Raw genomic sequence first — 25,215 nt, 5'->3', positions numbered from 1 at the left:
GTACTAGTCGGTCAGGAGGGTATGACAGTTCCGACATCGCGCCTCGTAGGACTCCGCCGCGCCGACCATGATCGTCGGGTCGTCGACGTGCGCGGGGTCGCCGTCGATGAGCCGCTGGTTCCGCGAGGCGGGCTCGCCGCAGACGGTGCAGATGGCCTGCAGCTTGTCGACGTACTCGGCCAGCGCCATCAGCTGGGGCAGCGGCTCGAACGGCTCGCCGCGGAACGTCTGGTCGGTCCCGCTGACGATGACCCGCCGGCCGTCCGCCGCGAGCGCCTCGCACACGTCGACTAACTCGGTCGAAAAGAAGTTGGCCTCGTCGATCGCCACGACCTGCTCGCCGTTGAGTTCGTCGCGCACGTCCCAGAGCCCCTCGCCCTCGGCGTCGACGACGCGCGCCTCCCACTGCCGGCCGTTGTGCGAGCCGATGGTGGCCTCGCCGTAGCGGTCGTCCACCGCGGGCTTGAACGCGGCGATCTCCTGACCCGCGATTTCCGCGCGCCTGAGGCGGCGGAGGAGCTCCTCGGTCTTCCCGGAGAACATGGAGCCGGTGATCACCTCGATCCACCCGCTCCGCGTGATCGCGTGCATGGAGTGTGTCGGCGCGAGCGAGGGCCAAAACGATTGTCGTCTCGAATGGAGAGTCGTCGAGTCGGACAGGTCGAACGACTCGCCGCCTCGAACGGTGCTCCGGAACAAACGGTCCGCCGGATCGGCTGAAAGGCTGATACGGCTCGCCGTCGGACAGGACGCACCGGCCATGTCCTCCGCACACTCCCTCGCCGACTCCCGATCGCTGTCCGGCGTGCGCGGCGCGGTGTACGTCCCGGCGCGGGCGTTCAACGCCTACCAGCTGTGGGAGCGGTACGACACGGCCGAGGTCGAGCGCGACCTCGGCTACGCCTCGACGCTGAACCTGAACGCCGTCCGACTCTTTCTCAGTTACGAGCGGTGGCGGGACGATCCCGAGGGGCTCGAAGCGTCGTTCGATCACCTGCTGGAGGCCGCCGCGTCGAACGGGATCCGCGTGCTGCCGATCCTGTTCGAGAGCGCCGGCAGGGAGCCGACGCGCGACCACCTGGCGGACCGCGACCCGGAGACGGCCTGCGCGGTCTGTTCGCCGTCGCACGACGTGATCGGCGACGAACGTCGGTGGTCCGGTGCCGGCGGCGGGATGTTCGACGCCGCCAGGCGAGCGCTCGGTCTCGGTCGGGGCGGCGAACGAGACGGGCGGGACGGGAGCGCCCCCCGCCAGTACGTCGAGTGGTTCGTCGGCCGGTACGACGCCGACGATCGACTGCTCGCGCTCGAAATCATGAACGAGCCCGGCGGCTGGCCGAAGCGGGTGAACTTCGCCCGGCGGATGCTGCGCGTCGCCGACGACCTGCGCGAGGACCTGCCGCTCACGATGGGCTGCAAGGCGCTGCGGTTCAACGAGGACTACGACGACCCCGAACTCGACGCGTTCCAGTTCCACCACAACCTCCCGCCCGACGCGGCGGACGTGCGTGAGAAACTCGCCGATGCGCGGCGGTTCGCCGACCGGCGCGGCAAGCCGGTGTGGCTCACGGAGTGGCAGCGGACCCGGAAGCGGCCGCCGCATCCCATGCTCCCGAACTACGCGTCGCTCGCGGAGACGATCCGGGGGGGCGACGTCGACGGCGACTTCCTCTGGTCGCTGATGCTGAAACCCGCGTACCTCCCGAACCAGCGGCGGAAGGGGCGGCTGAACGGCCTCTTCCACGAGGACGGGGCGGTCTGGAGCGCCGCGGACGCCCGCGCCGTCGCGGGCGATCCGGATCTGGAGATCGATGAGCGCCGGGAGCCGCCGCGGTGGCTCCCCGAGGGCCTCACCCGCGCCGGGTGACCGAGACCGACGCCGGGCGTGTCCGCCTCCGACGCGTCACTTACCGCGCGCGCCGGTGTTCTGCCCGCTCTCGAACGTCGCGGGATCGGGTTCGATATGCGCGTACTGGACGGCGCGGACGCCGAGGATCCGGACCCGCTTTTCGAGCTCGTCGTCGACGAACTCCCCGCCCTCGAACGCGCTCGACGCCCGCGGAATCGCGGCCTGGTGCGGGATGACCCACGCGTTGAGCGCCCGACAGACCGACCGGAGGTGTTCGAGCGCCGTCACCGGAAACGCCCCGCCGGAGACCGCCAGCAACCCCACCGTCTTGCCGCTGAACTCGTCGAAGCCGCAGTAGTCGAGCGCGTTCTTCAGGACGCCCGAGTAGGAGCCGTGGTACATCGGCGTGCCGAGCAGCACCGAATCCGCCTCCCGAACCGCGGCGACGAGCCCCTCGCTGTCCCCCTGCGCGTCGAGATCGGCGTTCAGCATCGGCAGGTCGTACTCGCGCAGGTCGAGCAGCGCGCCGGTGCCGCCGGCCTCCTCGACCCCGCGGAGGGCCCGTTCGAGCCCGAGCCGCGTGTAGCTCCGCTGCCGGAGGCTGCCGGAGAGGGCGACGACGTGTACGTCCGTCATGCGCGAACGATCGGCGCGGGGGCACAAAAACGGCGGCGTTCGCCCGCGACGTTGGGTCGTTTCGCATGCAGATACGTTCGCCACGAAATCAGTTATAAAATCGGAAAGTCGCGTCCACCCTGGAGGAGGTCACCGAGGTTGACCGACTCTTGGCTCGGATGGTTATCGAGACAGAAGGTATTCGTGACCGGGAGACGTCAGCGGCAGAAATTGCTCGTGGGCTGTTTAACGAGTCTACTACCGCTGAGAGAACGACCAAGCAGCAAGTGTCACACAGTAGTGAGACGACTGAATCTGATGGTGGTTCTCGTTCGATGATAGCGAGAAACCGCTTGACAGCTCGTTGTCTGGCTCTGTAGATAGTGACGAAGATACCACTGATGATTCCGAATAACAATGCAGAACACTAACACCACCGTTCCGACGGTACAGAACAAGAACCGCATCCAAGAGCATCACGAAGGCACTAACCCCTTGGACGTGCTTATCCGGGAGTTTAGTCAAGAAGCTGGTAAGCGAGTCGGGAACGCTCTGGCCGAAGAGATTCATACCGATCCCGAAGTGCGACGTGCTGCTGCTACCGGGGCAGGCGTAGGCATCGGTGTTGTCCTCGGGCTAGGCCTACTTGCCCTCGCCACTCAGTAGTGCCATCCGCTCAACCGCACATCCGGGGGCTGAGATCTATATACAACTGAGTTCTGATGAAACGATTAGAAGACCGCTTGCCACGTACGTATGTAGCAGACACACCGGAGAGACTGATGAGACCATCATCTCATTATAATGGCGGTATTCAGATAAGCGATTGCGGGCCGAGATGCCGCCTATGGTGGGGATGAAACGGGCCATCGTCTCGACGACCCCCGGCGAAGCAAGGACCGCAGGAGCGAGCACCGCGGGCGACGAGGACTGCAGCGAACCGCGGTAGTCGAGACGGTTGGGGCCTTCGAGGACCTCTTAATGTCGATTCCGACATTTCGATCTTCTGAACACTACCCTTGGTAATCGGAAAAGGTTCTTATGCAGGAACCGCATCAATTAAAATAGGCTCGACTGGAGGCACCAACGATGACCTTTCAAGAACAACTCCGCTCAATAGAAGAGCGGTACGACGTAAGCGAGAGCGAACACGCCCGGGAGCTCGGACGCACCGTCGCAGACCTCCAAGACTAACGCAGTTATTCTGCCTCTTCGAGAAACGAGACAAACTCCGCTTTTCCGATACCTTCGGTACTGATGAGCTCGTCGTGTCCAGCACGCGTGACGGATTCAATGAGGAAGTCCGTACAGAGTTCGGTATGCATATCCCCATAGTGCACGTAAGCTTCTGAACGGGTGAAATCGAGGTCGTACTCTGCAAGAACGATCTCGATGCCATTCTTCCGTATAACGGTGTCACACCCCCACTCAGAGAGTAACGAGAACGCCGTCGTATTCCGCCGAACCGTGAGAAGCCGCTTCGATTCTGTAATGTACTCATTGACCCACGTCTCCCAGTCGTACGCTTCGGTCGCAAAGTCAGGAAACGAAAACCCGGTTTTGATGCTCTCTAAGTACCACTGAGCTATACTGATCGAAGTCCGGTGGTTCGCGTTGGGCAGCGCGTGTTTCAGAATAAGCGTAGACATAAGCTGCCCTGCGACATCGACGGCGGTACCGGTCCAATCGACGCGTGCGATAGCATCGGGAATCCGCTCTAATTCGATCTGCTTGTAGATCTCCAGCTTCTCTTCTTCTTCCAGTTCCTTTTCCTCGACGATCTCCTCGAAGATCTGGAGCAACCGTACGGTGATCGTCCGATCCTGTGGTGACATCTCATCGAGTACGTCTTCGAATTCGTCGTCAAGGTCCTCAACCGTACCACTCGCCCCACGATTCGTATACAGCACAAAGAACTCCTCATCGAAATCGTAGTGCTCAATGATCGCATTTTGCCCGGATGTCGTTATCTCATCCCTGTTCTGAGTGACATACGCGAGAGAATATTGAGAATCCTCGGGATGATGGTAATAGACACGGGCAGTCATCCCATCAGCGTAGGCGATAGACCGAATTAAAACACACTACACCCAGAGGTGGACCAGTACGTTCAGACGGTACTACTGATACGCGCATCACCTATGTGAGTCGGGTTCTGTTGAAACCCTCAATTGGTGATAGGTTTCAGTAATCGTGTTGAACGCAGAGGGAGTATACAGCAAATTGATACGAGGCTTTCGCGTACCTGACTCTATGGCGCTTACCGACGTTCTCAGTGATGAGTTTTGGGCACGACACACGAATCCGTGGAGTGGATATACCCGTCTCCCAATGGGGCCAGTCTTACTACTCGGCCTGTACCGTCGTGACTGGCGGATGGTCGGTTTGACGCTGCTCTACGTCGTCATCAATCCAATTCTTTTCCCGGAGCCGGAGAACAAGGACGCGTGGATAAGCCGGAGCGTCCTCGGAGAGCAACTCTGGCTCGAAGACGATCACGAGGTATTTGAGGCCAACCTACCCGGTGTTCTCAACGAGCTGAACGCCGTCGCGTACTGCTATGGTCTCTACGGCGCGTACAAGCGCAATCCACGGGTGACGGCGCTTGGTGGTGGGATCGCGCTTACGTGCAAACTCGTGTACCTTGCCATTCTCGTGCGGTACTACGATGAACACGCCCCGGTCGAAGACTGAAACAGCGCGAGCCTTACTGGGAGAGTGCTCCCCATCGCTCCGGTGCGTACGCGCCCTCTATTCAGCACACCGGTATTGTCAGATTTAAATGACTTCAACAGAGCCGTGAGTCGGTCTGTGGCTCTGGGAGATTAGTCCAGCGAATCCGAACCGGGTTATCGGAGTCGGGCAGTTGTCTGATCGTTTCCTTCCTCAATCTGGACGAGACCGTCATCAGAAAGGTCTGAAAGGAGATCTCGAAGCCACTCTCGCCCGTGTTCACCGTTGGGTGTGTAATCCACTCGAATCCGGTGCCCAAGCGTGTCCAGATCCATCTCGTCATGTTCGCCGAGGAGTCGAACCACACGTCCGCGGAACTGCCGGCGGCTCCCGTCGAAGCTCGGTTGTGTCGGAACGTCCGGCGCGGTGAAGTCGCCCGTCTCGTAGGCGTTGCACCACCGCCGCCACGGACAGCCTTCCTCGTCGCACCGGGGCGTCTTCCCGCAGGCGACGCCACCGAGTTCCATAATCGCGTTGTTCCACACGCGGGATCGCCCCCCCGGCATGAGGTCCCGCGCCGCCGCCTCGAACGCGGCGTCGTCGTCGGGCACGTCGAACGCGCGGTGGAGCACGCGCTTCACGTTGGTGTCGACGACCGCGTCGCCCTCGTTGAACGCGAAGCTCGCCACCGCGTTCGCCGTGTACGGGCCGACGCCCATCAGCTCTTGAAGCTCCTCGGGCGTCCGCGGGAACGACCCGTCGTACTTCTCGACGACCTGCTTCGCCGCCTCGTGGAGGTACTTCGCGCGGTTGTTGTACCCCAGGCTGTGCCCGGTCCAGAACGCCACCACGTCCCCCCGATCGGCCGCGGCGAGCGCCTCCACCGTCGGCCAGCGGTCGAGGAACGCCTCCCACGCCTCGACGACCCGGTCGAGCTGCGTCTGCTGGCTCATCACCTCGGAGACGAGGATCGCGTAGGGATCGTCCGTGCGCCGCCACGGAAACTCCCGGTGGTCGGCCTCGTACCACTCGATCAGCGCCTCGCGGATCGCGTCGAGGTCGGCGTCCGCCGCAAGCGCGGGCGCGCTCTCGGTCATCGCCCGACCTAGGTCGGCCCCTCGCTTAGGGGTGCTGATTCGCCCGCCCGACGCCGACGCTCGAAAAAGCTTATGCGCCCGTTGCATAGAGTGCCCGCATGGGCGCTCTGGTTCGCAGGCTCGTGCTCACCGGCGTGGGGATCGTGCTCCTCCCCGCGCTGTTCCTCGTGCTCCTGATCTTCGGGCCGTTCGCGTGGGTTCTCCTCGGCACCTCGATGATCCTCGTGAGCACGGCCGTGCGGTACCTCCGCGAGGGCTCGTCCGACGCGGACTTCGAGACCGTCGAGTGCCCCGGGTGCGGCGCGACGATCGCCGCGGCGCTCGATCGCTGTCCCAACTGCGACGAACAGCTGTTCCCGCCCGAGGACGACGACGCGTGACCGAACGACCCGCGAGCGACGGCGGTCCGTGTCGCGAGCGCCGTCCGCCCGCGCCGCCGCGCCTCCCGGAACGGAAAGCCGAAAGGGGTATTCGGCGTCCGACCTTCCGACCCCACATGAGCCTCGACAAGCTGAACGACGACGTCAAGTCGGTTTACGGCGACCTCGACGATACGCTGTCCGTCGATCTCGATCGGGAGACGAAGAACGAACTCGCGATGCTCGCGGCGGCGTTCGGCATGGACGACTTCGACGAGCTCGTCCGCCGCGGGATCCACGTGCTCTTCCGCTCGACCGTCGACACCGGGGATCTCGACTTCCAGCTCCGCGGGAGCTACGACGTGACCTACGACGAGTACCTCTCGGGGATGACCTACGACGAGATGACCGGGCGCGATCAGTACCCACAGCGGGACGACGAGCGGCGATATCAAATGTAAAAAGCCCTCGGCGCGCGCCCGGCGGCGGCGCGCGCCTCGCCCTTTGCATGTCCGCCAGGCCCGCGGCGCGAGTCGCGCGCGGCGGCGCGACACGCTCTCGGCCTCGTCCTCCCCAGCCGCCTCCCTCGGTCGCTCCGCTCCCTCGGTCAGCCCTCGCGCGACGGGTCGCGGCGATGGAACGCCGCGACGCCGCGCACCGATCCTACTCCGATGGTGTTTCGACGAAGTCGAAAGCGACGAAGGCGAGCTACGGCCGACAGAACGAACTACGCCACCGCAAAGCCAACGTCTACCGCCATCCATTGAGGTGCGTTACCATGGTGAAAGAGATCAGCTGCATCAACGCCGGATTCGAAGACTGCGAGTTCCTGGTCCGATCCGAGAACGAACGAGAAGTGATCGAGTTCGCCCGCCAACACGCGAGGAACACTCACGACGCGGAAGCGTCTCCGGAACACCTCGAACAGATCGTGGTGGAGGTCTGACCCGAGGCCCCGGTGCGCTTTCGTCTACCGCCGGTTCCTTCGCTCCGCTTCGTCAGGCGACGTCCGAGATCGCTTCGAGCAGCAGGTCGCTCCCGAGCGAGATCTCCCGCTCGGTCACGTCCAGCGGCGGCAGGATCCGGAGGACCTTGTACCCGCACGAGAGGGTGAGCAGGCCGCGCCCGAACGCCGCCTCCATGACCGCGTCGCGGCGCTCCTTCGTGTCGAACTCGACCGCGAGCATCAGCCCCTTGCCGCGCACGTCGACGACGCCCTCCGGATCGGCGTCCCGCATCGTCTCTTTGAACTGCCGACCGCGCACCACCGCGTTGTCGAGCAGATCGTACTCCTCGATGGCGTCGAGCGTGAGCGCGCCCTGCAGCGACGCGATCACGTCGCCCGCGCCCCAGGTCGACGAGAGGCGGCCCTTCTCCGCCGGGAACACGTCCGACCGGGAGATGGTCGCCCCCACGCGGAGCCCCTTCGCGGCCGTGATCACGTCGGGCTCGATGGGGAAGTGGTCCGACCCCCACATCTTCCCCGTGCGGCCGACGCCGGTCTGAATCTCGTCGGCGACGAGCGCGATGTCGAACTCCTCGACGATCTCGGCGATCTCCCTCGTGAAGTCCTCGCTCGGAACGCGGTAGCCGCCCTCCCCCTGGATCGGCTCCACGATGACGTAGGCGACCTCCTCGGGGTCGACGTTCCCCCGCTCTGGATCGAGTTTCTCGCGCAGGCGGGAGGTGTCCCCGACGAAGAATCCGCAGTCGCAGGTTCCGGGCGCGCAGGTGCGGTCGTCGCAGTACGGCACGTCGACGACCCCCGAGATCTCGGGGAATTTCCGGCGGTGGACCGCCTTCGAGCGGTTGAGCGACAGCGCGCCCAGCGTCCGGCCGTGGAACCCGCCCTCGAAGGTGACGCCGTACTTCGCGCCGTCGGCGCGGTCGTAACAGATCTTGATCGCGTTCTCGACCGCCTCCGCGCCGGAGTTCGAGAGGAACACCGTGTCCAGGTCGTAGTGGCTCGTGAGCTCGGTGAGGCGGCTCATGAGCCCCGCCGGACCGGGGAACCGCTCGTCGCCGGGATCGCCGCCGTTGCTCACGTAGAAGTCCTGCCCCGCGATCTTCAGCGGATCGCCGATGTCGAACTCCCGGAGGGTGTCCATCACCTTCGGGTTGTTGTACCCGAGCGGCGCGGCGGCGACGTGGCTCGTGAAGTCCATGAGCACGTTCCCGTCGACGTCGGTGCAGAACGGCCCTTCCGCGGGGGCGGAGCGGTCCCAGACGAACTCGTACACGTACGTGCTCGGGGCGGCGGCTCGATGGTGGTACTCGACCCATTCCCGCGCCCGTCTTCCGGGCAGCTCCTGCACCAGCGGTTCGGCGCTCTCTCGGTTCATAGAATCCGTTCGAACACTGGCATGTTAAGACGTTCGTTATCCTTCACGCAAAAATTGCCTCCGCGCCGGCGACCGCGCCCGCGACGAAGAGCAGCGCGACGCTCCACATCGCCACCTTGCGGGCGAACTCTCGCGGCCCGGCGGCCGCGAGTCCCGCCTTGACGACGACGCTCGCCGCCGTCGCCAGCAGGATCGTGTTGACCGCGACCTGTCCGGTCACCGTGCCGCCGCGGTACAGGAGGACGGTGGCCGTCGTCACCCCCGCCGAGGAGACGAGCCCGGAGATGATCGCCCCGGCGTAGAGGCCGGCGGTGCCGAACTGGGCCTTGGCGACGGTGCTGCCGGCGAGGATGAGCAGAAACACCCCGCCGAACGCGAGCACGTTCCGGAGTGAAAACGGACTTTCGAGGTCGATGTCGACGGATTCGCGCCAGTCGGCGGTCGCCCAGGCGATGGCGAAGCTCCCGAGGACGATCGCGCCGAGCGGGGGGATCGCCTTCCAGAGCGGCTCCGTCCCGTCGGCGAAGAGCGTGAACGCGAGCGCGATGGCGAGGTTCCGGACCGCCATGGCCGCGTTGGCGAGGAGCACGGCGGCGACGGCGTAGGACGCGGCCTCGGAGCGCTGTCTGACGTGGTCGAGCATCGTGCCGACGACCGCCGTCGACGATGCCAGGCCGCCGAGAAAGCCCGTCGCCGCGATTCCTCGCCCGCCGTAGCTCCGGATGAGCGCGTAGTTGACGATCCCGATGCCGGCGACGGTGACGACCATGAGCCACGCGACGCGCGGTTCGAACGTGATGCCGAGCACGTCGCGCTCGGCCGGCAGGACCGGATAGACGACGAACGCGAGGATCGCGAACTCGGTCGTCGAGCGCAGTTCCTCGCGCGTGAGCCCGCCGGCGAAGCCGTGGAGCTCCCGCTTGAGGACGAGGAGGAGCGACGAGACGACGGCGACGGTGACGCCGGCGAGGACGAACCCCGCCCCGACCAGGACGCCGACGCCGTAGGCGACGAGCAGCGAGACGGAGGTGGTCAGCGAAAGCGCGTCCTCCTCGCCGCTTTTGAGCCCCTGGACCGCGAGGAGGATCCCCTGCACGATGACGAGCAGGCCGCCGATCGCGAGCAGCGACTCGCCGATGCCCGCGTCGCGGACCGCGACGGTGAACACCGCGGCGACGAGGCTCGTCAGCGAGAAGGTGCGGATCCCCGCGGACTTCTGGGACCACTCGCGCTCTAACCCGAGAAACAGGCCGAGAGCGGCCGCGAGCACGAGCCGACCGAGCGGCGAGTCGAGGAACGTTGAGAGAAACGAACCAGATTGCAGCGCGAACAGTTCCATCCCCCACGACCTACGCGTCCCCCCCGTTTAATCTCGACGGCGCGATAGCCTTTTCCTCGCGCCCGCCCGTTCTCCGGTATGTCTCTCGCCGAGATGGATCGGACGAGGATGGCGTGGTGGGCGCTGGGCCTCGTGCTGTTCGTCGCCCTGGCCTTCGTCGCGTACTCGTTCGTCGGAACCCTGGTGTTCGGCGTCTTCATCTACTACGCGACGCGCCCCATCTACCGTCGCCTCCGCGACCGACTCGGGTCGCCGAGCCTCGCCGCGGCGGTCTCGATCTTCGCGCTCGTGCTCCCGGCGCTGGCGCTCGTCGCGTACGCGCTCGTCATCGTCGTCACGGAGGTCGACAAGCTCACCGATTCGACGAACGTCGACCTCACGCTCGTCCCGGGGATCGACCAGGAGCTTCTCAACCGCATCGCGGATCCGGAGACGCTCCTCACCTCGGACCTGAGCCGGTTCGTCTCCTTCGACACGTTCGGCTCGATCGTGACTTCGCTCGGCTCCGCCGCGGGAACTATCGCGCTCCTCGGCATCGGCCTCATCCACCTGTTCGTGATGACGGCGCTCGCCTTCTACCTCCTGCGCGACGATTACAAGCTGGCCGGGTGGGCGAAGTCGCGCGTTTCGGACGACGGGGTCGTCGTGGCCTACTTCCGGGCCGTCGACCGGGACTTCAACAGCATCTTCTTCGGCAACATCCTCAACGCCGTGCTCACGGGGACGATCGGCGTCATCGCGTACTCCGTCCTCAACGTCTTCTCCCCGCCCAGCCTCGGCATCCCGGCGGCCGCTCTCGTCGGCCTGCTCACGGGCGCGGCCAGCCTGATTCCGGTCGTCGGGATGAAGCTCGTGTACGTGCCGGTCGCCCTCTACATGGGCCTCCGCGCCGTTTTCGTCTCCGGCGTCCCGACGCTGTGGTTCGTCGGCGCGTTCGTCCTCGTCTCGTTCGTGATCGTCGACACGATCCCGGACCTCGTCCTCCGCCCGTACGTCTCCGGGCGGAGCCTCCACGTCGGCGCCGTGATGCTCGCGTACACGCTCGGGCCGCTGCTCTTCGGCTGGTACGGCATCTTCCTCATGCCGATGCTGCTCGTGCTCGTCGTCCACTTCGCCCGCATCGTGCTGCCGTACCTGCTCGGCGACGAGGAAGCGCCGCCGGCCGGAGCGGATCCGACGGCTTCCGGCGGCGAGAGCGAGTTCGAAGCGGAATCGGAGCCGAGCGAGGACTCGACCGACGAATCCGCCGCGGACGAGCGGTCCGGCTCGGAAGCGAAGTCCCGCCCAGAATCGGAGGCCGGGTCGGAATCGGAGGCCGGGTCGGAGCGGCCGAGCGGCGCGGCTGGAACGGGGAGTGAGTGAGAACGGCGAGGGAGTCGCGGACGCCCGTTGGGTCTTCCGAGCGTCGTCGTCCCGGATTCAGGCCGTGACGTAGCGCGATTCCCAGTCCTTCCGCGCCTCGATCTCGCGGCGGCCGCGCCGCGTCAGCGTGTAGTAGTTCGTTCGCCTGTCGCGCTGCCCCTTCTCGACGAGCCCCTTGTCGACGAGGGTGTCGAGGTTCGGGTACAGCCGTCCGTGGTGGATCTCCTTTTCGTAGTACTCTTCGAGCTCCTCTTTGATCGCGAGCCCGTGGGGCTCGTCGAGCCCGGCGATTACGTACAGCAGATCCCGCTGAAATCCTGTCAGGTCGTACATCGGTAAAGTCCGTCCGTAGGTTATTGTCTACTTGAAATAAATATGACGGCCGAAACGTCAGCTCGCGACCTCGACCCGGAGCACACCTCGCTTCGCGTCCCGAGACCGAAAGGATACTGTGGGTGAACTATAGCACCGCCTGTCACCCTCAGACAGCAAATATGTACGCCCCGCCGACGCGCCGACGCGCCGTTTATGCGTGACGCGGTCCTACTGGATCGCATGCCAGAGGAAGTCCTCTTCGAGTCCGAATCGACGCGGACCCGCGCGTCCGTCGCCGAGTACCTCCGGGCGGTCGCCGACAAACTCGACGCCGGCGAGCCGATCACGCTCCGCGCCGACGAACAGTCCGTGACGCTCGACGTGCCGGCAGAACCGACGTTCGAGGTGAAAGCCGAGCGCGAGACGTCGAGCGCTGGCGGATCGGCCGAACTCAGCCTCGAACTGGAACTGGAGTGGCGCGAAGGCGAAGCCGGAGACGCCGAGAGCGACGGCTCGCTGTCGATCGAGTGATCGGCGCGCCGATCGCACTGCCGCTCTGCGCGCGGTAGAAACGAAAAGGTAAGCAAGCCACGCGGAAACCGCGTGGATGCTTGCCGCCCTGAATTGGTCCCCGCTGACGCTTCGGCCCTCCAAGCGAAGCGTCACATGGTCGTATCGCCCGCCCGCACTTAAAACTACCGACGTTCTCCCGCCCCGTCCGATCGTCCCTACATGTGCTCCTCTTCGAGTACCCAGCCCAGGGCGCGTTTGTAGTACGTGAACATCCGCTTCACGCCCTCGTGGCGCATGTCCTCGTCCTCGAGCTGCGCCTCCAGAAACTCGTACTGCTCGCGGATCTCCTCCTCGTCGCGCATGCGGACAGGTTTCGGCGCACCGAGTAATGTATCCCGCGGCCGCCGCGCGGCACCGCAGGGGAGCGACCCGTTCGACCGTCGGGACGCCGTCGGAGCGTCACGCCCGCGGCCGTTCGGAGAGCCCGCGCCAGATGGCGTCGACGAGCCGGTCCGCCCCCTCGCCGTCCGCGTCGTCCCACCCGCGGGCGAGCGCGTCCTCGACGGCGGCGAGCGAGTGGTTCTCGAAGTTGTTCGCGCCGCGGAAGTCCCCGAGGGCCGCGCGATCCCGTTCGCCGAAGGCCTCGGCCCCGCCGGGGTCGCCGTCGTAGAATCCGAGCCCCGCGAGCGCCGCGCGAACCGCCGCCGCGGTCTCGCCCGACAGTGCCCTCGTCTCGTCGGGCTCCGCCCTCCGGAGGAGGGTCACGTCGTACAGCTTGAACACCCGTTCGAGTTCGTCGATCGGGCGCGGGTGGTCGTCGACCCGAACGTCGATCCAGCGGTCGTTGCCGCCGGCGTACCCCCCGGCCTCCCTCGCCACGTACAGCGCGGCGCTCTGCTCGCCCCGGCTGTCGCCCCCGGCGTCGTTACCCGCGTGCAGCGCCGCAATGAGCCGCTCGGGGAGGCCGCCCGCCGCCGCGCCCTCGAACGCTTCGGCCATCGCCGTCAGGGTCCGCTCGTTTTCGAGGACGTTGCCCTGGACGGTGTAGTTCTCCCCCTGCACGTCGCCGGCGACGTCGAGGCACTCCTCGCCGGTGAACGCGGCGACGGAGCCGTCCTGCCCGACCGCGCCCACCTGCCGCGACTCGGCCTCGTCGTCGTCGGCGACGAGCCGCCGTATCGCCTCCTCGGCCGAGTACCCCTCCCTGAGCAGGTCGAGCCCGTCGGGGCCGTACGCGACGTTCGCGAAGCTCTGCGTGGCGATCGCCCCCGCGTCGGCCGCCGCGAAGGGGACGACCGCGCCGACGCTCACGAACTTCGACTGGACCGCGACGCCGACCGCCCCGGTCTCGGGATCGCGCGCGACGATGGAGAACGTCATATCCGCCCCTCGAAAGCGACCGGCAAAAGTGTACTGTCGGCCGCGCCCGGGGCTCCCGCCGACCGCGTGTTCAGTCCGCGGGCAGAACTCCCTCCTTTCGCCCCGGTGCGGACTCGGTCGCTCCGTCCACGCCGTCCCGCGCGGCGTCGGCGTCCGCCTTTCGCGCGGTCAACGGCTGGCGGCTGACGAGCCGACAGTCGAACGCGGGGTGTTCGGCGAAGTGGCGGACGAGCATGTGTCGCCGCCCGCCCGTCAGGTCGGTTCTGCCGACCTCTTCGGCGGTGAATTCCTCGGGCAACCGGTCGTACAGCCGTTCGAGTTCGCGGAAGCTCCGGAACACCTTGCTGTGGCCCGCCGAGTCCGCGCCGCGCCGGGAGACGACGTAACACCCGTCCTCGCGGTGTTCGCCGGCCGTCCGGAAGAACTCCTCGCGGCGGGTGAGCGCCTCCGCGAGCGAGTCGCGCAGCTCGGCCGCGGCTCTGCGCGAGAGCCTGCGTTCGTCGCCGCCCAGCTTCAAAACCAGTTCCGCGCCGTCGGTCGATACCTCGACTCCGGTTCCCTCGTTCGGGACGCGCGTCTCACGACCGGAGAATTTCTCGATCAGGAGCGTGGGTACTCCGTGACATGCGTTTCTCTCTCCGCCGTCGCCGTATTTAAGCGTTGGTGGTCTCGCAGGTGATCGCGCTCGGCCGAGCGGCTCGCGGGGAACGAGTCGCGCGGAGACGCCATCGGGTCGCTCCGTCCGCGAGCGAGACGACGTCCCGGCACTCCCCTCCATTCCGGCCCCCCTCCCTAATGTCCTAGGACCCCCGTTGAACTCTCCACTTGGCCATCGTTGATCCACGACCGATGTCAAACAATCGTGACAGTCTCGATCGGACGACGGACGGGGTGCGACGAACAACGGTTTCCAGGCGGTCCCTGCTCCGCAGCGCCGGACTGCTCGGGACCGTCGGGATATCCACCGCCGCGTCGGCCGTCGGATCGGCGATCGGGCGGAGGCGGACCGGCGGGGAGAGTCTGCCGACCTCGGCTCCTCGCGTCCTCCACCGAGAGCCCGCGACGGCTCCGCAGTTCGAGAACGAACCGCCGTGGCGGGCCGAGCCGCTTCGCGTGGCGGGAACGGACGCCTACGTCGACGGTGAGTACCTCTACCAGGACTACGTCTACGACGACTACGGCGCGAACACCACCGACGCGCCCGGTCCGCCCCAGCCGGCTCCCAATGACGAGACGGCCTACGGGGAGAACGGGACGATGACCGGCGACCTCGTCTATCCCACCGACGCCGAAACCTTCCGGCACAACGCGGCCGACCTCCTCGAGTTTCGCGCGAAACCGGCCCCGGAAGGGATCCGCTACCGGATCACGCTCAACACGATGGTCGAGCCCGACGTCGCGGGCGTCGCGATCGGGATCGACGTGGACCGCGATCCCTCGGCCGGCGCGGACGAGTGGGGGTACGGGATCGGCTCGCTCGGACCGCTCGGCCTCGATCACGTGCTCGTCACCTGGGGGACGGGCGCCGAACTCGACGGCGCGCCGGTCGAGTCGTCGATCGATCTCGACCGAAACCAGATCGAGGTCGCGGTCCCGCTGGACCCCGAAGAGGAGACGTGGCGTCACTACGTCGCCGTCGGGCTCTTCGACGCGGACGCGAAGCGATTCAGGGACGTGCGGGACTCGCCGGACGAGCGTCGACCCGGCGGCGCGCACGGCCGGAACCCGCCGCCGATCTTCAACGTGGGGTTCCGGTTTGACGAACCCGTCGGCGCTCCGAATGTCAACCGCGAGGCGGGCGAGTCGGAACTCGAAGACGCGACTGAGACGGGAGCCCGCGGCGTCGGCTACGGCCACTGGCGTGACCACGCGCAGGCCGAGGCGCTCGCGGCCCGCGACGTCTCCGCGTTCCACGCCGACGTCGACTTCGGGAAGCTCCGGGCCCGCACCACGGAGCGCCACGTCCCCCGGACGGGCTTTCTCACCCGCCTCTACGCCTCCCACTACGATCTCGGCGCGGGCGTCGACGCCGACCGGGACGTCCTCCGCGGCCGTATCCAGCCGTACGGCCTGTACGTCCCGCACGCCCACGACCCCTCGGAGCCGACGCCGCTGCACCTCCAGCTCCACTCGCTCGGATCGACCTACAACGAGTACGCGGTCCTGAGCCCGAACCTGATCCGCGAGTTCGGCGAACGCAGGGGTGCGATCGTCCTCACGCCCGAGGCGCGCGGCCCGGCCGGGTGGTACACGGGGGAGGCCGAACTCGACGTGTTCGAGGCGTGGGGCGACGTCGCGGCCCGGTACGACCTGGACTTCGATCGGACGACGATCGGCGGCTTCTCGATGGGTGCGTTCGGCACGTTCCGACTGGGCTCCCTCTATCCGGATCTCTTCGCCAGAGCGTTCGCGATCAACGGCGGTGCGAGCGCGACCGACGCGGATCCGTACCGGGGGACTTCCCTCGAGATGCTCGACGGACTCCGGAACGTGCCGGTGCTCATGTGGAACGGCTCCAACGACCAGCTCGTGCCGGCACCGGTGTATCTCGCGACCGAGGAGCGCCTCCGCGAGCTCGACTACCGACACGAACTCGACGCCTTCCTCGGATACGATCACTTCACCTTCGCCTTCCGCGATCGGTGGGGGCCGGCCCGCGAGTTCCTCGGCGACGCGACCGTCGAACGGTCCCCGCGGCGGGTCAGGTACCGCAGGCTACCGGCGTTCGACGGCGAGCGGTTCGGTCTGATCCACGACGGAGCCCACTGGGTTTCGGAAATCGAAACCGTCGCCGGGGCGGAGGACGGCCTCGTCGACGCCCGTTCGCTCGTGTTCGGCGAAGCCCCACCGCGGCCCGCACACTACGAGGGCGAGGGGACCGAGCCGGATCCGCACGCGAAACGCGGGACAGTCTGGAAGCCGCCGCTCGTCGGCGAGCCGGCCCGGAACGCGCTGGTGATTTCGCTGGAGCGCACGGCGGCGGCGACGATCGACGTCGAGGGCGCCAACATCGACCCTTCGGCACCCGTCGAACTGCGGGTCGAGTCGACCCATCCGGCGTTGATCGCGCTCTCGAGCCGGCGCGGACGCACCACCGTGGAAGTGCCCGCGGGGGAAACCGCGCGGACGGTCCGTCTCTGACCCGCCCGCCGCGCGTCGATCGCCCCGCGCTCCGTCGCCGTTCGGTGCCGATGGCGACGGGGAGCGACGCCCAGATTAAGTCACTCGACACCCAACGTACCTACCGTCCACTCCCATGTACGAGACGATCCTCGTTCCGACGGACGGCAGTTCGGGCTCGACGCTGGCGGCGAAGCACGCGTTCCAGCTCGCCGAGACGTTCGACGCGACCGTCCACGCCGTTCACGCCGTGGACACGGCCGCGTACGATCCAATCTTCCACGATCTCGGGGTGGATCGATCCGCGGTGAGAACGCAGAGCAGTTCGCGGGCGTTCGAACCGATCGAGGCGGCCGCCGAGGAGGCGAATCGCCCGCTGGTCACCGAAGTCGTCGAAGGCGCTCCGCACGAGGCTATCCTGCGGTACGCCGACGAAAACGGCGTCGACCTCGTCGTGATGGGAACGCACGGTCGGACCGGCGTCGAGCGGTTTCTGATCGGCAGCGTCGCCGTCAGGGTCGTTCGGCTGTCCGACGCTCCCGTCGTCACCGTCCGGACGGGCGGCGAGGAACCCACCGGATCGTACGACGACGTTCTCGTCCCGACGGACGGAAGCGACTACGCGAGGGCGGCGGCCGACCGCGCGATCGCCGTGGCGGAGGCGTACGGCGCGACCGTTCACGCCCTCAACGTCGTGGACCTCACCGAGGCCGCCGGGTTCTTCGACGCCGGCGGCATCTCGCCGGAGTTCGTCGAGCGGCTCGACCGCGAGGGGGCGGAGACCGCGGAGGGGGTCGCGGAGACCGCCCGGGAGGCCGGCCTCCGAGCCGTCGCCGACGTCCGTCACGGGACGCCGCACAGGGAGATCCGGGAGTACGCCTCCGAAAACGGGATCGACCTGATCGCCATGGGGACGCACGGCAGAACCGGCGTCGGTCGATACGCCCTCGGCAGCGTCACGGAGCGCGTCGTGCGGACCGCGGACGCGCCTCTGCTCACGGTCCGTGGACCGCCCGAGCAGGAGGAGGAGTGACGTCGGTCTCCGTCTCCGTCCCCTCTCTCCACCTCGTGTCGCCTATTCACGCCGACGCCCGCGAACGACGCGGGGCGACTCCGAGACCCGCGGACCTTTGACGGTGACGCGCCTACGGCCGGACATGAAGATCCGCGGGCAGCGCGAGTGCAAGGAGTGCGGCAACCGCTGGTCGTACTACGACACCGGCAGCGTCGCCTGTCCGGCGTGCGGGAGCCTCCGGAGCGTCGGCGTCGACGAGCGCAAGCGGCACACGGACGGACCGGCGACGCTGGACCTCAGCCCCCACCGGAACGCGGTCGGCGACGGATCAGTCGTCGACGCGGCGGACGACCTCAAATCCGATCTCCGCGCGTACATCCGAAAGCGGGGGTTCATCCGCGGCGGCGACCTCCTCGACCTCGACGACACCTACCTCGCCGCCCACGAACTCCTGCACGCGGTGGACGTGTACGTGCGGGCGACCGACCGAACCGACGACGAACGGCTGTACGTCCTCTCGCTCCTCCGCGGCGCCGACGCCGGCGAGCGCCCCGCGAAGGACGACGCGCCGGGGTCGATGGCCGCCGCCCGGGGGCTCGCGTACGCGAACGCCGTCGAGGCGTACCGGCGGGACGCGGGGACCTGGCTCGACGACAACCCCGATCCCGAAGCCCGGCGGACGCTCGAAAGCCTCGAAGACCGCGTCAAGCGGGCGAAGGCGCTCCGGGGCGACGTCCCGCTCGGCGAATCGGAGGCGCTGGTCCGGTCGGCGAAGGACCTCGCGGCGTACCTGCGGGAGGGCGACGAGTCGGCGCTCGTCGCGGCGCGGGACCGGCTGGCGCGGATGGGGTGACGGCAGCGGCGGACCGCCTCGACGACCGCAGATCGACGACTGGTCGGATCTGGCGATGGGGCGAACAGGCGGCGAGGGCGAGGAACGCGGGACGGCGCGCCGCGCAACCGCTGTCCGGGAGTGGCTCCCGCGACCGTCCCGCGTCGATCGTCAGCTCACGGGGATTCTGGCCGCGGCTTCCGTTATGAACTCTCGCCCCGATCGAGGAGCGCGAGGACGAGTTCCCGATCGTAGGTGTCCGCCGGAATCGTTTCGCGCCACTCGACCGCGGCGATGCCCTCGCCGTCGAGTCCGGGATCCTCGGCGGGTTCGGTCGTCGCGGGCGTCGCGTCGAACGTGGCGAAGTAGAACGTGAAGGCGTCCTCGCCGCTGACGAACGTCTGCTTCGAGATCGACGGCCTCGCCGCGATCTCGACCTCGATCCCCGTCTCCTCTCTGACCTCTCTCGCGGCGCCCTCGGCGGGCGTCTCGTCGGGTTCGAGCATCCCGCCGGGGAGGAACCAGGTACCGTCCTGTCTGACGAGCAGCGCGCGCGACTCGTGAACGACGAACGCGCCGACGCCCCAGCCGCGCTCGGCGCGCCGACGGGCCGATTCGAACGCCTCGGCGTCGAGTTCGAACGCGTTCTCGTTTCGGATCGCGTCGCCGTAGCGGTCGAGCAGGGCTTCGGGACGGGGATCCGGCGCGGGAACGGAGACGCGGGCGGGGACGGATGCGCCGATATCGGCGTCGCCGGGGCGGTCGTCGGTCATCTCTGTCACGGTCGCCGTCCCTGTGCCATTTCAGGGGAGGTCGACGGGCACGCCCGACTGCTCGCTCGCCGCCTTCACCGCGTTGTACAGGAGCATCGCCCGGGTCATCGGCCCGACGCCGCCGGGGACGGGCGTGATGGCGCTGGCCTTCTCCTTCGCGCTCCCGAACTCCACATCGCCCACCAGCTCGTAACCCCTCTCGTTGTCCGCGTCCACCCGGTTCACCCCCACGTCGATCACGACGACGCCCTCGGACAGCATCTCGCCCGTCACGAGCTCGGGGACGCCCGCGGCGGCGACGACGACGTCCGCCGCGCGGGTCTTCGCCGCGAGATCCTTCGTCCGGGAGTGACAGACCGTCGTGGTCGCGTTCCCGCCGGGGGCCTTCTGGATCAGGAGGTTCGCCATCGGCTTGCCGACGATGTCGGAGCGGCCGACGACGACGACGTCCTTGCCCTCGGTGTCGACGCCGGTCGCTTCGAGCAGCTTCTGGACGCCGTGGGGCGTGCAGGGCTTGAATCGGGCGTCGCCCGCGACGAGCCGTCCGACGTTCTCCGGGTGGAACCCGTCGACGTCCTTTCGGGGGTCGATCCGGCGGATCACCTCGCGGGTGTCGACGTGGTCCGGGACGGGCATCTGGACGAGAAAGCCGTGCACGTCGGGGTCCCCGTTCAGGTCGTCGATGGTCGCGTACAGCTCCTCGGCGGGCTCCTCGGGGTCGATTTCCGCGTGGATCCCGTTGATTCCGACCTCCTCGCAGTCGCGCTGCTTCATCGAAACGTACGTCTCGCTCGCGGGGTCGTCGCTCATGAGCACCGTCGCGAGACCGGGCGTCACGCCGGCGTCGGCGAGCGTCTCGATGCCCGATTCGAGGCCCGCGCGCACGTCCGCGGCCACCGCGTTGCCGTCGATGAGTTCCGTCATCGTCCGAGAGAGCGACCTCGACGCTAATCAATCCGCGGATTCGTGCGCATCTTCGTATCTCGATGGGCGAACATATGCACGGTCGTGCCATCTCCGGGGCGGATCGCTAAAGGGAGTCTCCCCCGTAGGTTGTCCGGAGATGTACGACACGATCCTGCTCCCGACCGACGGAAGCGACGGGTCCCGCGCGGCCGCCGACCACGCGTTCGACCTCGCGCGGCGGTACGACGCGTCGGTGCACGTCCTGTACGTGGCGGACACGACACGCGACAGCGTGACCACCATCGGCGTCGACGACGTGATCGACGCGCTGGAGGAAGAGGGCGAACGGGCCGTGAAAGACCTCGCGCGCGACAGCGCCCCGATCGGCGTCGAGACGGAGACCGCCGTGGTACAGGGCCGCCCTCACGCGGCGATTCTCGACTACGCCGAGGACGTCGAGGCCGACCTCGTCGTGATGGGGACGCACGGCAGACAGGGGCTCGATCGGCTCCTCCTCGGGAGCGTGACAGAGCGGGTAGTTAGAACGTCGCCGGTCCCCGTGCTCGCGGTTCGGCTACCGGAGGAGTGACGACGGAGCGGGAGGGAGATCCTTCGTCGCCGTCCGGTCTTCGCTCCCGTCCGGTCTCCTCGTCCCGTCAGAGGTCCTCGTACAGCGGGTGTTCGTCGCACAGCTCCCGCACGCGCTCGGACGCCTCGTCGAGCACGGCCTCGTCGTCGTGGTTGTCGACGACGCGGTAGATCAGGTCGCCCACGTCGGCGACGGCGTCCTCGTCGAAGCCGCGGGTGGTGAGCGCGGGCGTCCCGGCGCGGATGCCGCTCGGGTTGAACGCCGAGCGCGTCTCGCCGGGGACGGTGTTGGCGTTCAGGACGACGCCCGTCGCGTCGAGCGCCTCCTCGGCCTCGCCGCCGGTGAGGTCCGGGTGGGACTCGCGGAGGTCGACGAGCACGAGGTGGGTGTCGGTGCCGCCGGAGACGACTTCGAGTCCGCGCTCCCGGAACGTCTCCGCGAGCGTCCGCGCGTTGGCGACGACGCCCTCGGCGTACTCGCGGAACTCGGGCTGGAGCGCCTCCCCGAAGCCGACGGCCTTGCCGGCGATGTTGTGCATGAGCGGGCCGCCCTGCCCGCCGGGGAAGACCGCCTTGTCGATGTCGGAGGCGTACTCCTCGCTCGTCATGATGATGCCGCCGCGGCCGGCGCGGATAGTCTTGTGCGTCGAGCCCGTGACGAAGTCGGCGATGCCGACCGGCGAGGGGTGGACGCCGGCGGCGACGAGGCCCGTGATGTGCGCGATGTCGGCGAGGTGGTAGGCGTCGACCTCCTCGGCGACCTCCTGGATGCGCTCCCAGTCGACCGCGCGCGGGTACGCGGAGTACCCGGAGACGATGACGTCGGGCTCGAACTCGCGGGCTTTCCCCTCCAGCGCCTCGTAGTCGATGTAGCCGGTCTCGGGGTCGACGTAGTACTGCTCGACCTCGAAGAGCTGGCCGGTGAAGTTCGCCGGGTGACCGTGGCTCAGGTGCCCCCCGTGGGTGAGATCGAGCGAGAGGATCTTATCGCCCGGGTCGAGCACCGCGAGGTAGACGCCCATGTTCGCCTGGGTCCCGCTGTGCGGTTGGACGTTGACGTGCTCCGCGCCCCACAGCTCCTTCGCGCGCTCGATCGCGAGCTCTTCGATCTCGTCGGCGTACCGACATCCCGCGTAGTAGCGCTTGCCCGGGTAGCCCTCGGCGTACTTGTTCGTCAGCACGCTCGACTGCGCCTCCAGCACCGCGGGGCTGACGTGGTTCTCGCTCGCGATCATCGCGAGCGTGTTGCATTGTCTGTCCACCTCGCCTTCGAGCGCGTCCGCGACCGCCGGATCGACCTCGCGGACGTGACGGTAGTCCATACGTTCACTCCGGTCAGGTGCCACAATAAGTGTGTCCTTCACGCGCCTTCTTGCAGCGTCACCCTCCGCCCGCGCCTGTTTCTCCGACAGAGATATACGTCCGCCGCGGGTTCCTTCGTCCGTACAATCGGGGCATGATCGAGGTGGTGTCGTCCGAGACGGGCGTACAGGCAGTCGACGCCGCGAAAACCTCCATCGAGGTTGTCGCCGACGACTGGCAACCGACGGACGGGCGGCCGTCGTTCCCGCGACCGACCGACGCCGTCGTGAGCGGCCGCGCCAGCGCGCTCCGGTTCCCGCCGGTGTTCCTCGTCGCCGAGCGGCTCGACGGCAAGGCGACGTACGAACTCGGGAGCGCGGTCGGGCCGATCGAACTTCCGCCCGGCGAGTACATCGTGCGCGTCGACGCCAACGTGCTGACCTACGTCCGCTTCTCCGGTCCCGCCACGATCGAGAAGCCGAACTACGAGCGGGCGGTGCTGTCGTTCCCCGAGCGGATCCCGGTCGGACTCGGCTTCCGCAGCCGCGTGCTTTCCCCGCCCGAGACGCTCGTCGTCCCGCGAACGCCGGCGGGGGTGGCGACCGCGCTCACGTACTTCCCGGCCGGACACCGGACGTCGACGCCGGACCGCTCGTTCCCGACGATGCGCGGGCACCCCCCGCTCGTCGAGTTCGGCGACGCGGTCGACGTTCCGGACCTCGTCGCCGAGCGGCGCGAGGAGACCGGGATCGAACTCGTCCTTCCGCCGTCCTTCGAGTACCTGTTCCCCGCGGCCTCGCTGTCGCACTACCTCGGCGCCGCGGTCCGCGTCGAGGAGGGCGCGACGCCGACGCTCCGAGCGCCCGACGCGGCCGTCGAATTCGAACCGCAGCCGACGTTCCAGCGGCAGACCGCGTCCCTGCTCCGCCGGACCTTCCTCCTCGACTGTCTCGTCCGCAACGCCGGCCCGCACGGGACCGACATGGAGGAACTGCGCCACATCGAGGCGCTCGGCCTCGACGCGGACGCCCTGTACGACCGCGGCGTGGCGACCAGGTTGGCGGCGTACATCGACGCCCCCTTCGACGACGTTTCGGACGAGCTTCCCCCCTGGCACCTCTCCATGTACGTCGAACCGCGGGCCGAGCAGGTAACCACGCTGCCGTACCTGCTGCACAACGTCCCGCACTTCTTTCTGGCGGAGGCCGAACCGCTCACCCGCGACGAGCGGCTGTCGCGGTCCCTCGACGACTTCTACCGTCGACAGCGGCACAACACGGTGTCGGTCGAGCTCCTCAAGCCCAAACTCGGCCCCGGTCGGGTCCACGGCTGGCTGGCCGACGGCGCGCCCATCGACGTGTTCAAAGCCGTCCCGAGCGCGTACCGGAACCGGTTTAAGTACCACCGGCGCGCGAACGAGCCGATCTCGGTCGTCGCGGTGCTCAACGACAGCGACATGGCCGACGAGCACGCGGAGGCGGCGGACATCTACCGACAGCGGGCGACGGACCTCGACATCGACATCGCCGTCCGGGAGTACCTCACGACCGACGAGCTGGCCGAGGTGTTCGAGACGCCGCACGACCTGGTCCACTACATCGGCCACTGCGAGGAGTCGGGGCTCCGCTGCGCCGACGGGCACCTCTCGATCGCCGACATCGAGGAGTCGAACGCCCAGACGTTCTTCCTCAACGCCTGCGGCTCGTTCAACGAGGGCGTCGACCTCGTGAAACAGGGGAGCGTCGCGGGGGCGGTGACGTTCAACAAGGTGCTCGACAGCGACGCGGCGCGGGTCGGCACCGCGTTCGCCCGGCTTCTCGTGCACGGGTTCTGCATCGAACGGGCGATCCAGCTGGCACGACGGAGGATCATCATGGGCAAGGACTACGCGGTCGTCGGCGACGGAACGCACGTCCTCGCGCAGTCGGATAATTTCGTCTCGCCGGACGCCCATCTGGAACGCCGATCGGACGACCGATTCCGCATGCGGTTTTCCGTCCACTCGCCCTGGGTGAACGGCGGGCACTACCAGTCGCATCTCCAGTCCGACAGGACGTCGCACCTCTACGGGTCGGAACTGGAGTTCGACCTCGACGCCGACGAACTACGCTCCTTTCTCAGTCACGCCGACATGCCGATCGTCTACGACGGCGACATCCACTGGTCGAACGATCTCAAAAGAACGCTGAAGTAGCGGTCGGTGTTCAGTTACGTCGATTACGGGCCGTTCGTCGCGCTGTGGCTGCTCTGCGGGCTAACGAGCAGGTCCCCGCCGGACTCCAGCGCGGCGGCGCTTCCCTGCGTCGCCAGCATGAGCACGAACAGTACTGCCAGCAGCGCGACGCGCGGGTTGCGCAGCAGGAATCCGGTCACCTCTTCTGAGCTAATGCGAGCTTGTCGCATATCCAACCGGTTCTGCGGGCTGGTGGGACTTATGATTTTCTGAAGATGTTAAACAAATAACGTAACAGTTATACATGGTTTCGTTCCCGCGTCGGAGTATTACCACGGTGACCTAGCTTCCACCAAGCGCACAGCGTTAATATTAAATATTCGAAACACGATTATCACCGTAGAGTCATGAGCTCGAATTTACTGGAGAACCAAATCGAGGATATCCTCCGGGCAGTCCTCTCGGACGCCGACGAGGAACTTCTCGTGATTGATCCGTCGGCGGAAACGGTCGAGGAACTGGTCGGCGTCGCCACCGAGTTCGACGACGACCTACCGACGATCCGACTGATCGCCGACGAGGCCGTCCTCAAGGACGTGATGGCGGACTTCCTGGTCGCGAGCAACGCGGCGGACCTCATCGACGCGGGGACGCTGTCGATG

27 protein-coding genes are annotated in these 25,215 nt (G+C 67.3%); 13 read left to right on the top strand and 14 right to left on the bottom strand.

Annotated elements, in window-relative coordinates; translation table 11 throughout:
• Positions 1-3 precede the first annotated feature (3 nt).
• Positions 4-591 (bottom strand): thymidine kinase, encoded by a 588-nt coding sequence (locus CNO20_RS19520; protein WP_101297894.1) that lies wholly within the window; start codon positions 589-591, stop codon positions 4-6.
• Positions 592-760: 169 nt separating this feature from the next.
• Between CNO20_RS19520 and CNO20_RS19515 the strand changes: the two genes are divergently transcribed.
• Positions 761-1,867, top strand: coding sequence for a glycoside hydrolase 5 family protein (locus tag CNO20_RS19515; RefSeq protein WP_143423299.1), 1,107 nt, complete (start codon positions 761-763; stop codon positions 1,865-1,867).
• A 36-nt stretch (positions 1,868-1,903) separates the two neighbouring features.
• Here CNO20_RS19515 and CNO20_RS19510 read toward each other — a convergent pair whose 3' ends face one another.
• Positions 1,904-2,485: an NADPH-dependent FMN reductase gene (locus CNO20_RS19510; RefSeq protein WP_101297892.1), complete on the bottom strand. Its 582-nt coding sequence runs from the start codon at positions 2,483-2,485 to the stop codon at positions 1,904-1,906.
• A 1,178-nt stretch (positions 2,486-3,663) separates the two neighbouring features.
• Complete coding sequence (locus CNO20_RS19505; RefSeq protein WP_101297891.1) at positions 3,664-4,512, bottom strand: DUF8172 family protein; 849 nt, start codon at positions 4,510-4,512, stop codon at positions 3,664-3,666.
• Between the two features lie 205 nt (positions 4,513-4,717).
• Here CNO20_RS19505 and CNO20_RS19500 point away from each other — a divergent pair, with 205 nt between their 5' ends.
• Positions 4,718-5,158, top strand: coding sequence for a DUF6653 family protein (locus CNO20_RS19500; protein ID WP_143423298.1), 441 nt, complete (start codon positions 4,718-4,720; stop codon positions 5,156-5,158).
• 155 nt (positions 5,159-5,313) lie between these two features.
• On the opposite strand, the gene CNO20_RS19495 is transcribed toward CNO20_RS19500, so the two are convergent.
• Positions 5,314-6,234, bottom strand: coding sequence for an HhH-GPD family protein (locus CNO20_RS19495; RefSeq protein WP_101297889.1), 921 nt, complete (start codon positions 6,232-6,234; stop codon positions 5,314-5,316).
• Positions 6,235-6,332: 98 nt separating this feature from the next.
• Between CNO20_RS19495 and CNO20_RS19490 the strand changes: the two genes are divergently transcribed.
• From CNO20_RS19490 to CNO20_RS19480, 3 genes are all read left to right on the top strand, one after another.
• Complete coding sequence (locus CNO20_RS19490) at positions 6,333-6,614, top strand: hypothetical protein (RefSeq protein WP_101297888.1); 282 nt, start codon at positions 6,333-6,335, stop codon at positions 6,612-6,614.
• A 116-nt stretch (positions 6,615-6,730) separates the two neighbouring features.
• Complete coding sequence (locus CNO20_RS19485; protein ID WP_101297887.1) at positions 6,731-7,054, top strand: ribbon-helix-helix protein; 324 nt, start codon at positions 6,731-6,733, stop codon at positions 7,052-7,054.
• A 317-nt stretch (positions 7,055-7,371) separates the two neighbouring features.
• Positions 7,372-7,539, top strand: a complete 168-nt coding sequence (locus CNO20_RS19480) for a DUF1059 domain-containing protein (protein ID WP_101297886.1) — start codon at positions 7,372-7,374, stop codon at positions 7,537-7,539.
• 52 nt (positions 7,540-7,591) lie between these two features.
• On the opposite strand, the gene CNO20_RS19475 is transcribed toward CNO20_RS19480, so the two are convergent.
• Positions 7,592-8,935, bottom strand: a complete 1,344-nt coding sequence (locus CNO20_RS19475; protein WP_101297885.1) for an aminotransferase class III-fold pyridoxal phosphate-dependent enzyme — start codon at positions 8,933-8,935, stop codon at positions 7,592-7,594.
• 43 nt (positions 8,936-8,978) lie between these two features.
• On the bottom strand, positions 8,979-10,274 hold the full coding sequence (locus tag CNO20_RS19470; protein ID WP_101297884.1) for an MgtC/SapB family protein: 1,296 nt from the start codon (positions 10,272-10,274) through the stop codon (positions 8,979-8,981).
• Between the two features lie 78 nt (positions 10,275-10,352).
• Here CNO20_RS19470 and CNO20_RS19465 point away from each other — a divergent pair, with 78 nt between their 5' ends.
• Positions 10,353-11,636, top strand: a complete 1,284-nt coding sequence (locus CNO20_RS19465) for an AI-2E family transporter (RefSeq protein ID WP_101297883.1) — start codon at positions 10,353-10,355, stop codon at positions 11,634-11,636.
• 57 nt (positions 11,637-11,693) lie between these two features.
• Here the strand turns inward: CNO20_RS19465 and CNO20_RS19460 are convergent, their stop codons facing one another.
• Positions 11,694-11,969: a PadR family transcriptional regulator gene (locus CNO20_RS19460; protein WP_101297882.1), complete on the bottom strand. Its 276-nt coding sequence runs from the start codon at positions 11,967-11,969 to the stop codon at positions 11,694-11,696.
• 222 nt (positions 11,970-12,191) lie between these two features.
• Between CNO20_RS19460 and CNO20_RS19455 the strand changes: the two genes are divergently transcribed.
• Complete coding sequence (locus CNO20_RS19455; protein ID WP_101297881.1) at positions 12,192-12,482, top strand: amphi-Trp domain-containing protein; 291 nt, start codon at positions 12,192-12,194, stop codon at positions 12,480-12,482.
• Positions 12,483-12,679: 197 nt separating this feature from the next.
• Here the strand turns inward: CNO20_RS19455 and CNO20_RS23520 are convergent, their stop codons facing one another.
• From CNO20_RS23520 to CNO20_RS19445, 3 genes are all read right to left on the bottom strand, one after another.
• Positions 12,680-12,826, bottom strand: coding sequence for a hypothetical protein (locus tag CNO20_RS23520; RefSeq protein ID WP_199174934.1), 147 nt, complete (start codon positions 12,824-12,826; stop codon positions 12,680-12,682).
• Positions 12,827-12,923: 97 nt separating this feature from the next.
• A complete protein-coding gene (locus CNO20_RS19450) occupies positions 12,924-13,844 on the bottom strand; it encodes a DUF1028 domain-containing protein (protein ID WP_101297880.1) in 921 nt (306 codons plus the stop codon).
• A gap of 70 nt (positions 13,845-13,914) precedes the next feature.
• Positions 13,915-14,361, bottom strand: a complete 447-nt coding sequence (locus CNO20_RS19445) for a DUF7528 family protein (RefSeq protein ID WP_233204259.1) — start codon at positions 14,359-14,361, stop codon at positions 13,915-13,917.
• A 374-nt stretch (positions 14,362-14,735) separates the two neighbouring features.
• Between CNO20_RS19445 and CNO20_RS19440 the strand changes: the two genes are divergently transcribed.
• The 3 genes from CNO20_RS19440 (at position 14,736) to CNO20_RS19430 (ending at position 18,832) form a co-directional block, all read left to right on the top strand.
• On the top strand, positions 14,736-16,985 hold the full coding sequence (locus tag CNO20_RS19440) for a hypothetical protein (RefSeq protein WP_143423297.1): 2,250 nt from the start codon (positions 14,736-14,738) through the stop codon (positions 16,983-16,985).
• Positions 16,986-17,100: 115 nt separating this feature from the next.
• Positions 17,101-17,997, top strand: a complete 897-nt coding sequence (locus CNO20_RS19435; protein ID WP_101297878.1) for a universal stress protein — start codon at positions 17,101-17,103, stop codon at positions 17,995-17,997.
• Between the two features lie 124 nt (positions 17,998-18,121).
• Positions 18,122-18,832: a DUF7117 family protein gene (locus tag CNO20_RS19430; protein WP_101297877.1), complete on the top strand. Its 711-nt coding sequence runs from the start codon at positions 18,122-18,124 to the stop codon at positions 18,830-18,832.
• Positions 18,833-19,014: 182 nt separating this feature from the next.
• Here CNO20_RS19430 and CNO20_RS19425 read toward each other — a convergent pair whose 3' ends face one another.
• Positions 19,015-19,584, bottom strand: coding sequence for an NUDIX hydrolase (locus tag CNO20_RS19425; RefSeq protein WP_101297876.1), 570 nt, complete (start codon positions 19,582-19,584; stop codon positions 19,015-19,017).
• Positions 19,585-19,614: 30 nt separating this feature from the next.
• The gene (locus CNO20_RS19420) at positions 19,615-20,508 is read right to left on the bottom strand and encodes a bifunctional methylenetetrahydrofolate dehydrogenase/methenyltetrahydrofolate cyclohydrolase (RefSeq protein ID WP_101297875.1); all 894 of its coding nucleotides are present in this window, start codon (positions 20,506-20,508) and stop codon (positions 19,615-19,617) included.
• A 139-nt stretch (positions 20,509-20,647) separates the two neighbouring features.
• Here CNO20_RS19420 and CNO20_RS19415 point away from each other — a divergent pair, with 139 nt between their 5' ends.
• A complete protein-coding gene (locus tag CNO20_RS19415; RefSeq protein WP_101297874.1) occupies positions 20,648-21,079 on the top strand; it encodes a universal stress protein in 432 nt (143 codons plus the stop codon).
• A gap of 67 nt (positions 21,080-21,146) precedes the next feature.
• Here CNO20_RS19415 and glyA read toward each other — a convergent pair whose 3' ends face one another.
• Entirely contained in the window at positions 21,147-22,400 is a 1,254-nt protein-coding gene (gene glyA / locus CNO20_RS19410) for a serine hydroxymethyltransferase (protein WP_101297873.1), read from the bottom strand.
• Between the two features lie 134 nt (positions 22,401-22,534).
• Here glyA and CNO20_RS19405 point away from each other — a divergent pair, with 134 nt between their 5' ends.
• Entirely contained in the window at positions 22,535-24,574 is a 2,040-nt protein-coding gene (locus tag CNO20_RS19405; protein ID WP_101297872.1) for a hypothetical protein, read from the top strand.
• Between the two features lie 23 nt (positions 24,575-24,597).
• Here CNO20_RS19405 and CNO20_RS22760 read toward each other — a convergent pair whose 3' ends face one another.
• Complete coding sequence (locus CNO20_RS22760) at positions 24,598-24,783, bottom strand: hypothetical protein (RefSeq protein ID WP_143423296.1); 186 nt, start codon at positions 24,781-24,783, stop codon at positions 24,598-24,600.
• A gap of 177 nt (positions 24,784-24,960) precedes the next feature.
• On the opposite strand from CNO20_RS22760, the gene CNO20_RS19400 reads away from it, so the two are divergent.
• A partial coding sequence (locus tag CNO20_RS19400; protein ID WP_233204258.1) for a transcriptional regulator TbsP domain-containing protein occupies positions 24,961-25,215 on the top strand: 255 nt, incomplete at its 3' end.

Origin of the sequence: Halegenticoccus soli (assembly GCF_002844195.1) — an archaeon.
GTDB classification, from domain to species: Archaea; Halobacteriota; Halobacteria; order Halobacteriales; family Haloferacaceae; genus Halegenticoccus; species Halegenticoccus soli.
The sequence above is the reverse complement of the archived record's forward strand: the minus strand, read 5'-3'. Positions and strand labels throughout refer to the sequence as shown.

Bases quoted from the DNA above. Each gene is read 5' to 3' on its own strand.
- CNO20_RS19520 (WP_101297894.1), bottom strand. From the start codon at position 591: ATGCACGCGATCACGCGGAGCGGGTGGATCGAGGTGATCACCGGCTCC.
- CNO20_RS19515 (WP_143423299.1), top strand. From the start codon at position 761: ATGTCCTCCGCACACTCCCTCGCCGACTCCCGATCGCTGTCCGGCGTG.
- CNO20_RS19510 (WP_101297892.1), bottom strand. From the start codon at position 2,485: ATGACGGACGTACACGTCGTCGCCCTCTCCGGCAGCCTCCGGCAGCGG.
- CNO20_RS19505 (WP_101297891.1), bottom strand. From the start codon at position 4,512: ATGACTGCCCGTGTCTATTACCATCATCCCGAGGATTCTCAATATTCT.
- CNO20_RS19500 (WP_143423298.1), top strand. From the start codon at position 4,718: ATGGCGCTTACCGACGTTCTCAGTGATGAGTTTTGGGCACGACACACG.
- CNO20_RS19495 (WP_101297889.1), bottom strand. From the start codon at position 6,234: ATGACCGAGAGCGCGCCCGCGCTTGCGGCGGACGCCGACCTCGACGCG.
- CNO20_RS19490 (WP_101297888.1), top strand. From the start codon at position 6,333: ATGGGCGCTCTGGTTCGCAGGCTCGTGCTCACCGGCGTGGGGATCGTG.
- CNO20_RS19485 (WP_101297887.1), top strand. From the start codon at position 6,731: ATGAGCCTCGACAAGCTGAACGACGACGTCAAGTCGGTTTACGGCGAC.
- CNO20_RS19480 (WP_101297886.1), top strand. From the start codon at position 7,372: ATGGTGAAAGAGATCAGCTGCATCAACGCCGGATTCGAAGACTGCGAG.
- CNO20_RS19475 (WP_101297885.1), bottom strand. From the start codon at position 8,935: ATGAACCGAGAGAGCGCCGAACCGCTGGTGCAGGAGCTGCCCGGAAGA.
- CNO20_RS19470 (WP_101297884.1), bottom strand. From the start codon at position 10,274: ATGGAACTGTTCGCGCTGCAATCTGGTTCGTTTCTCTCAACGTTCCTC.
- CNO20_RS19465 (WP_101297883.1), top strand. From the start codon at position 10,353: ATGTCTCTCGCCGAGATGGATCGGACGAGGATGGCGTGGTGGGCGCTG.
- CNO20_RS19460 (WP_101297882.1), bottom strand. From the start codon at position 11,969: ATGTACGACCTGACAGGATTTCAGCGGGATCTGCTGTACGTAATCGCC.
- CNO20_RS19455 (WP_101297881.1), top strand. From the start codon at position 12,192: ATGCCAGAGGAAGTCCTCTTCGAGTCCGAATCGACGCGGACCCGCGCG.
- CNO20_RS23520 (WP_199174934.1), bottom strand. From the start codon at position 12,826: ATGCGCGACGAGGAGGAGATCCGCGAGCAGTACGAGTTTCTGGAGGCG.
- CNO20_RS19450 (WP_101297880.1), bottom strand. From the start codon at position 13,844: ATGACGTTCTCCATCGTCGCGCGCGATCCCGAGACCGGGGCGGTCGGC.
- CNO20_RS19435 (WP_101297878.1), top strand. From the start codon at position 17,101: ATGTACGAGACGATCCTCGTTCCGACGGACGGCAGTTCGGGCTCGACG.
- CNO20_RS19430 (WP_101297877.1), top strand. From the start codon at position 18,122: ATGAAGATCCGCGGGCAGCGCGAGTGCAAGGAGTGCGGCAACCGCTGG.
- CNO20_RS19425 (WP_101297876.1), bottom strand. From the start codon at position 19,584: ATGACCGACGACCGCCCCGGCGACGCCGATATCGGCGCATCCGTCCCC.
- CNO20_RS19420 (WP_101297875.1), bottom strand. From the start codon at position 20,508: ATGACGGAACTCATCGACGGCAACGCGGTGGCCGCGGACGTGCGCGCG.
- CNO20_RS19415 (WP_101297874.1), top strand. From the start codon at position 20,648: ATGTACGACACGATCCTGCTCCCGACCGACGGAAGCGACGGGTCCCGC.
- glyA (WP_101297873.1), bottom strand. From the start codon at position 22,400: ATGGACTACCGTCACGTCCGCGAGGTCGATCCGGCGGTCGCGGACGCG.
- CNO20_RS19405 (WP_101297872.1), top strand. From the start codon at position 22,535: ATGATCGAGGTGGTGTCGTCCGAGACGGGCGTACAGGCAGTCGACGCC.
- CNO20_RS22760 (WP_143423296.1), bottom strand. From the start codon at position 24,783: ATGCGACAAGCTCGCATTAGCTCAGAAGAGGTGACCGGATTCCTGCTG.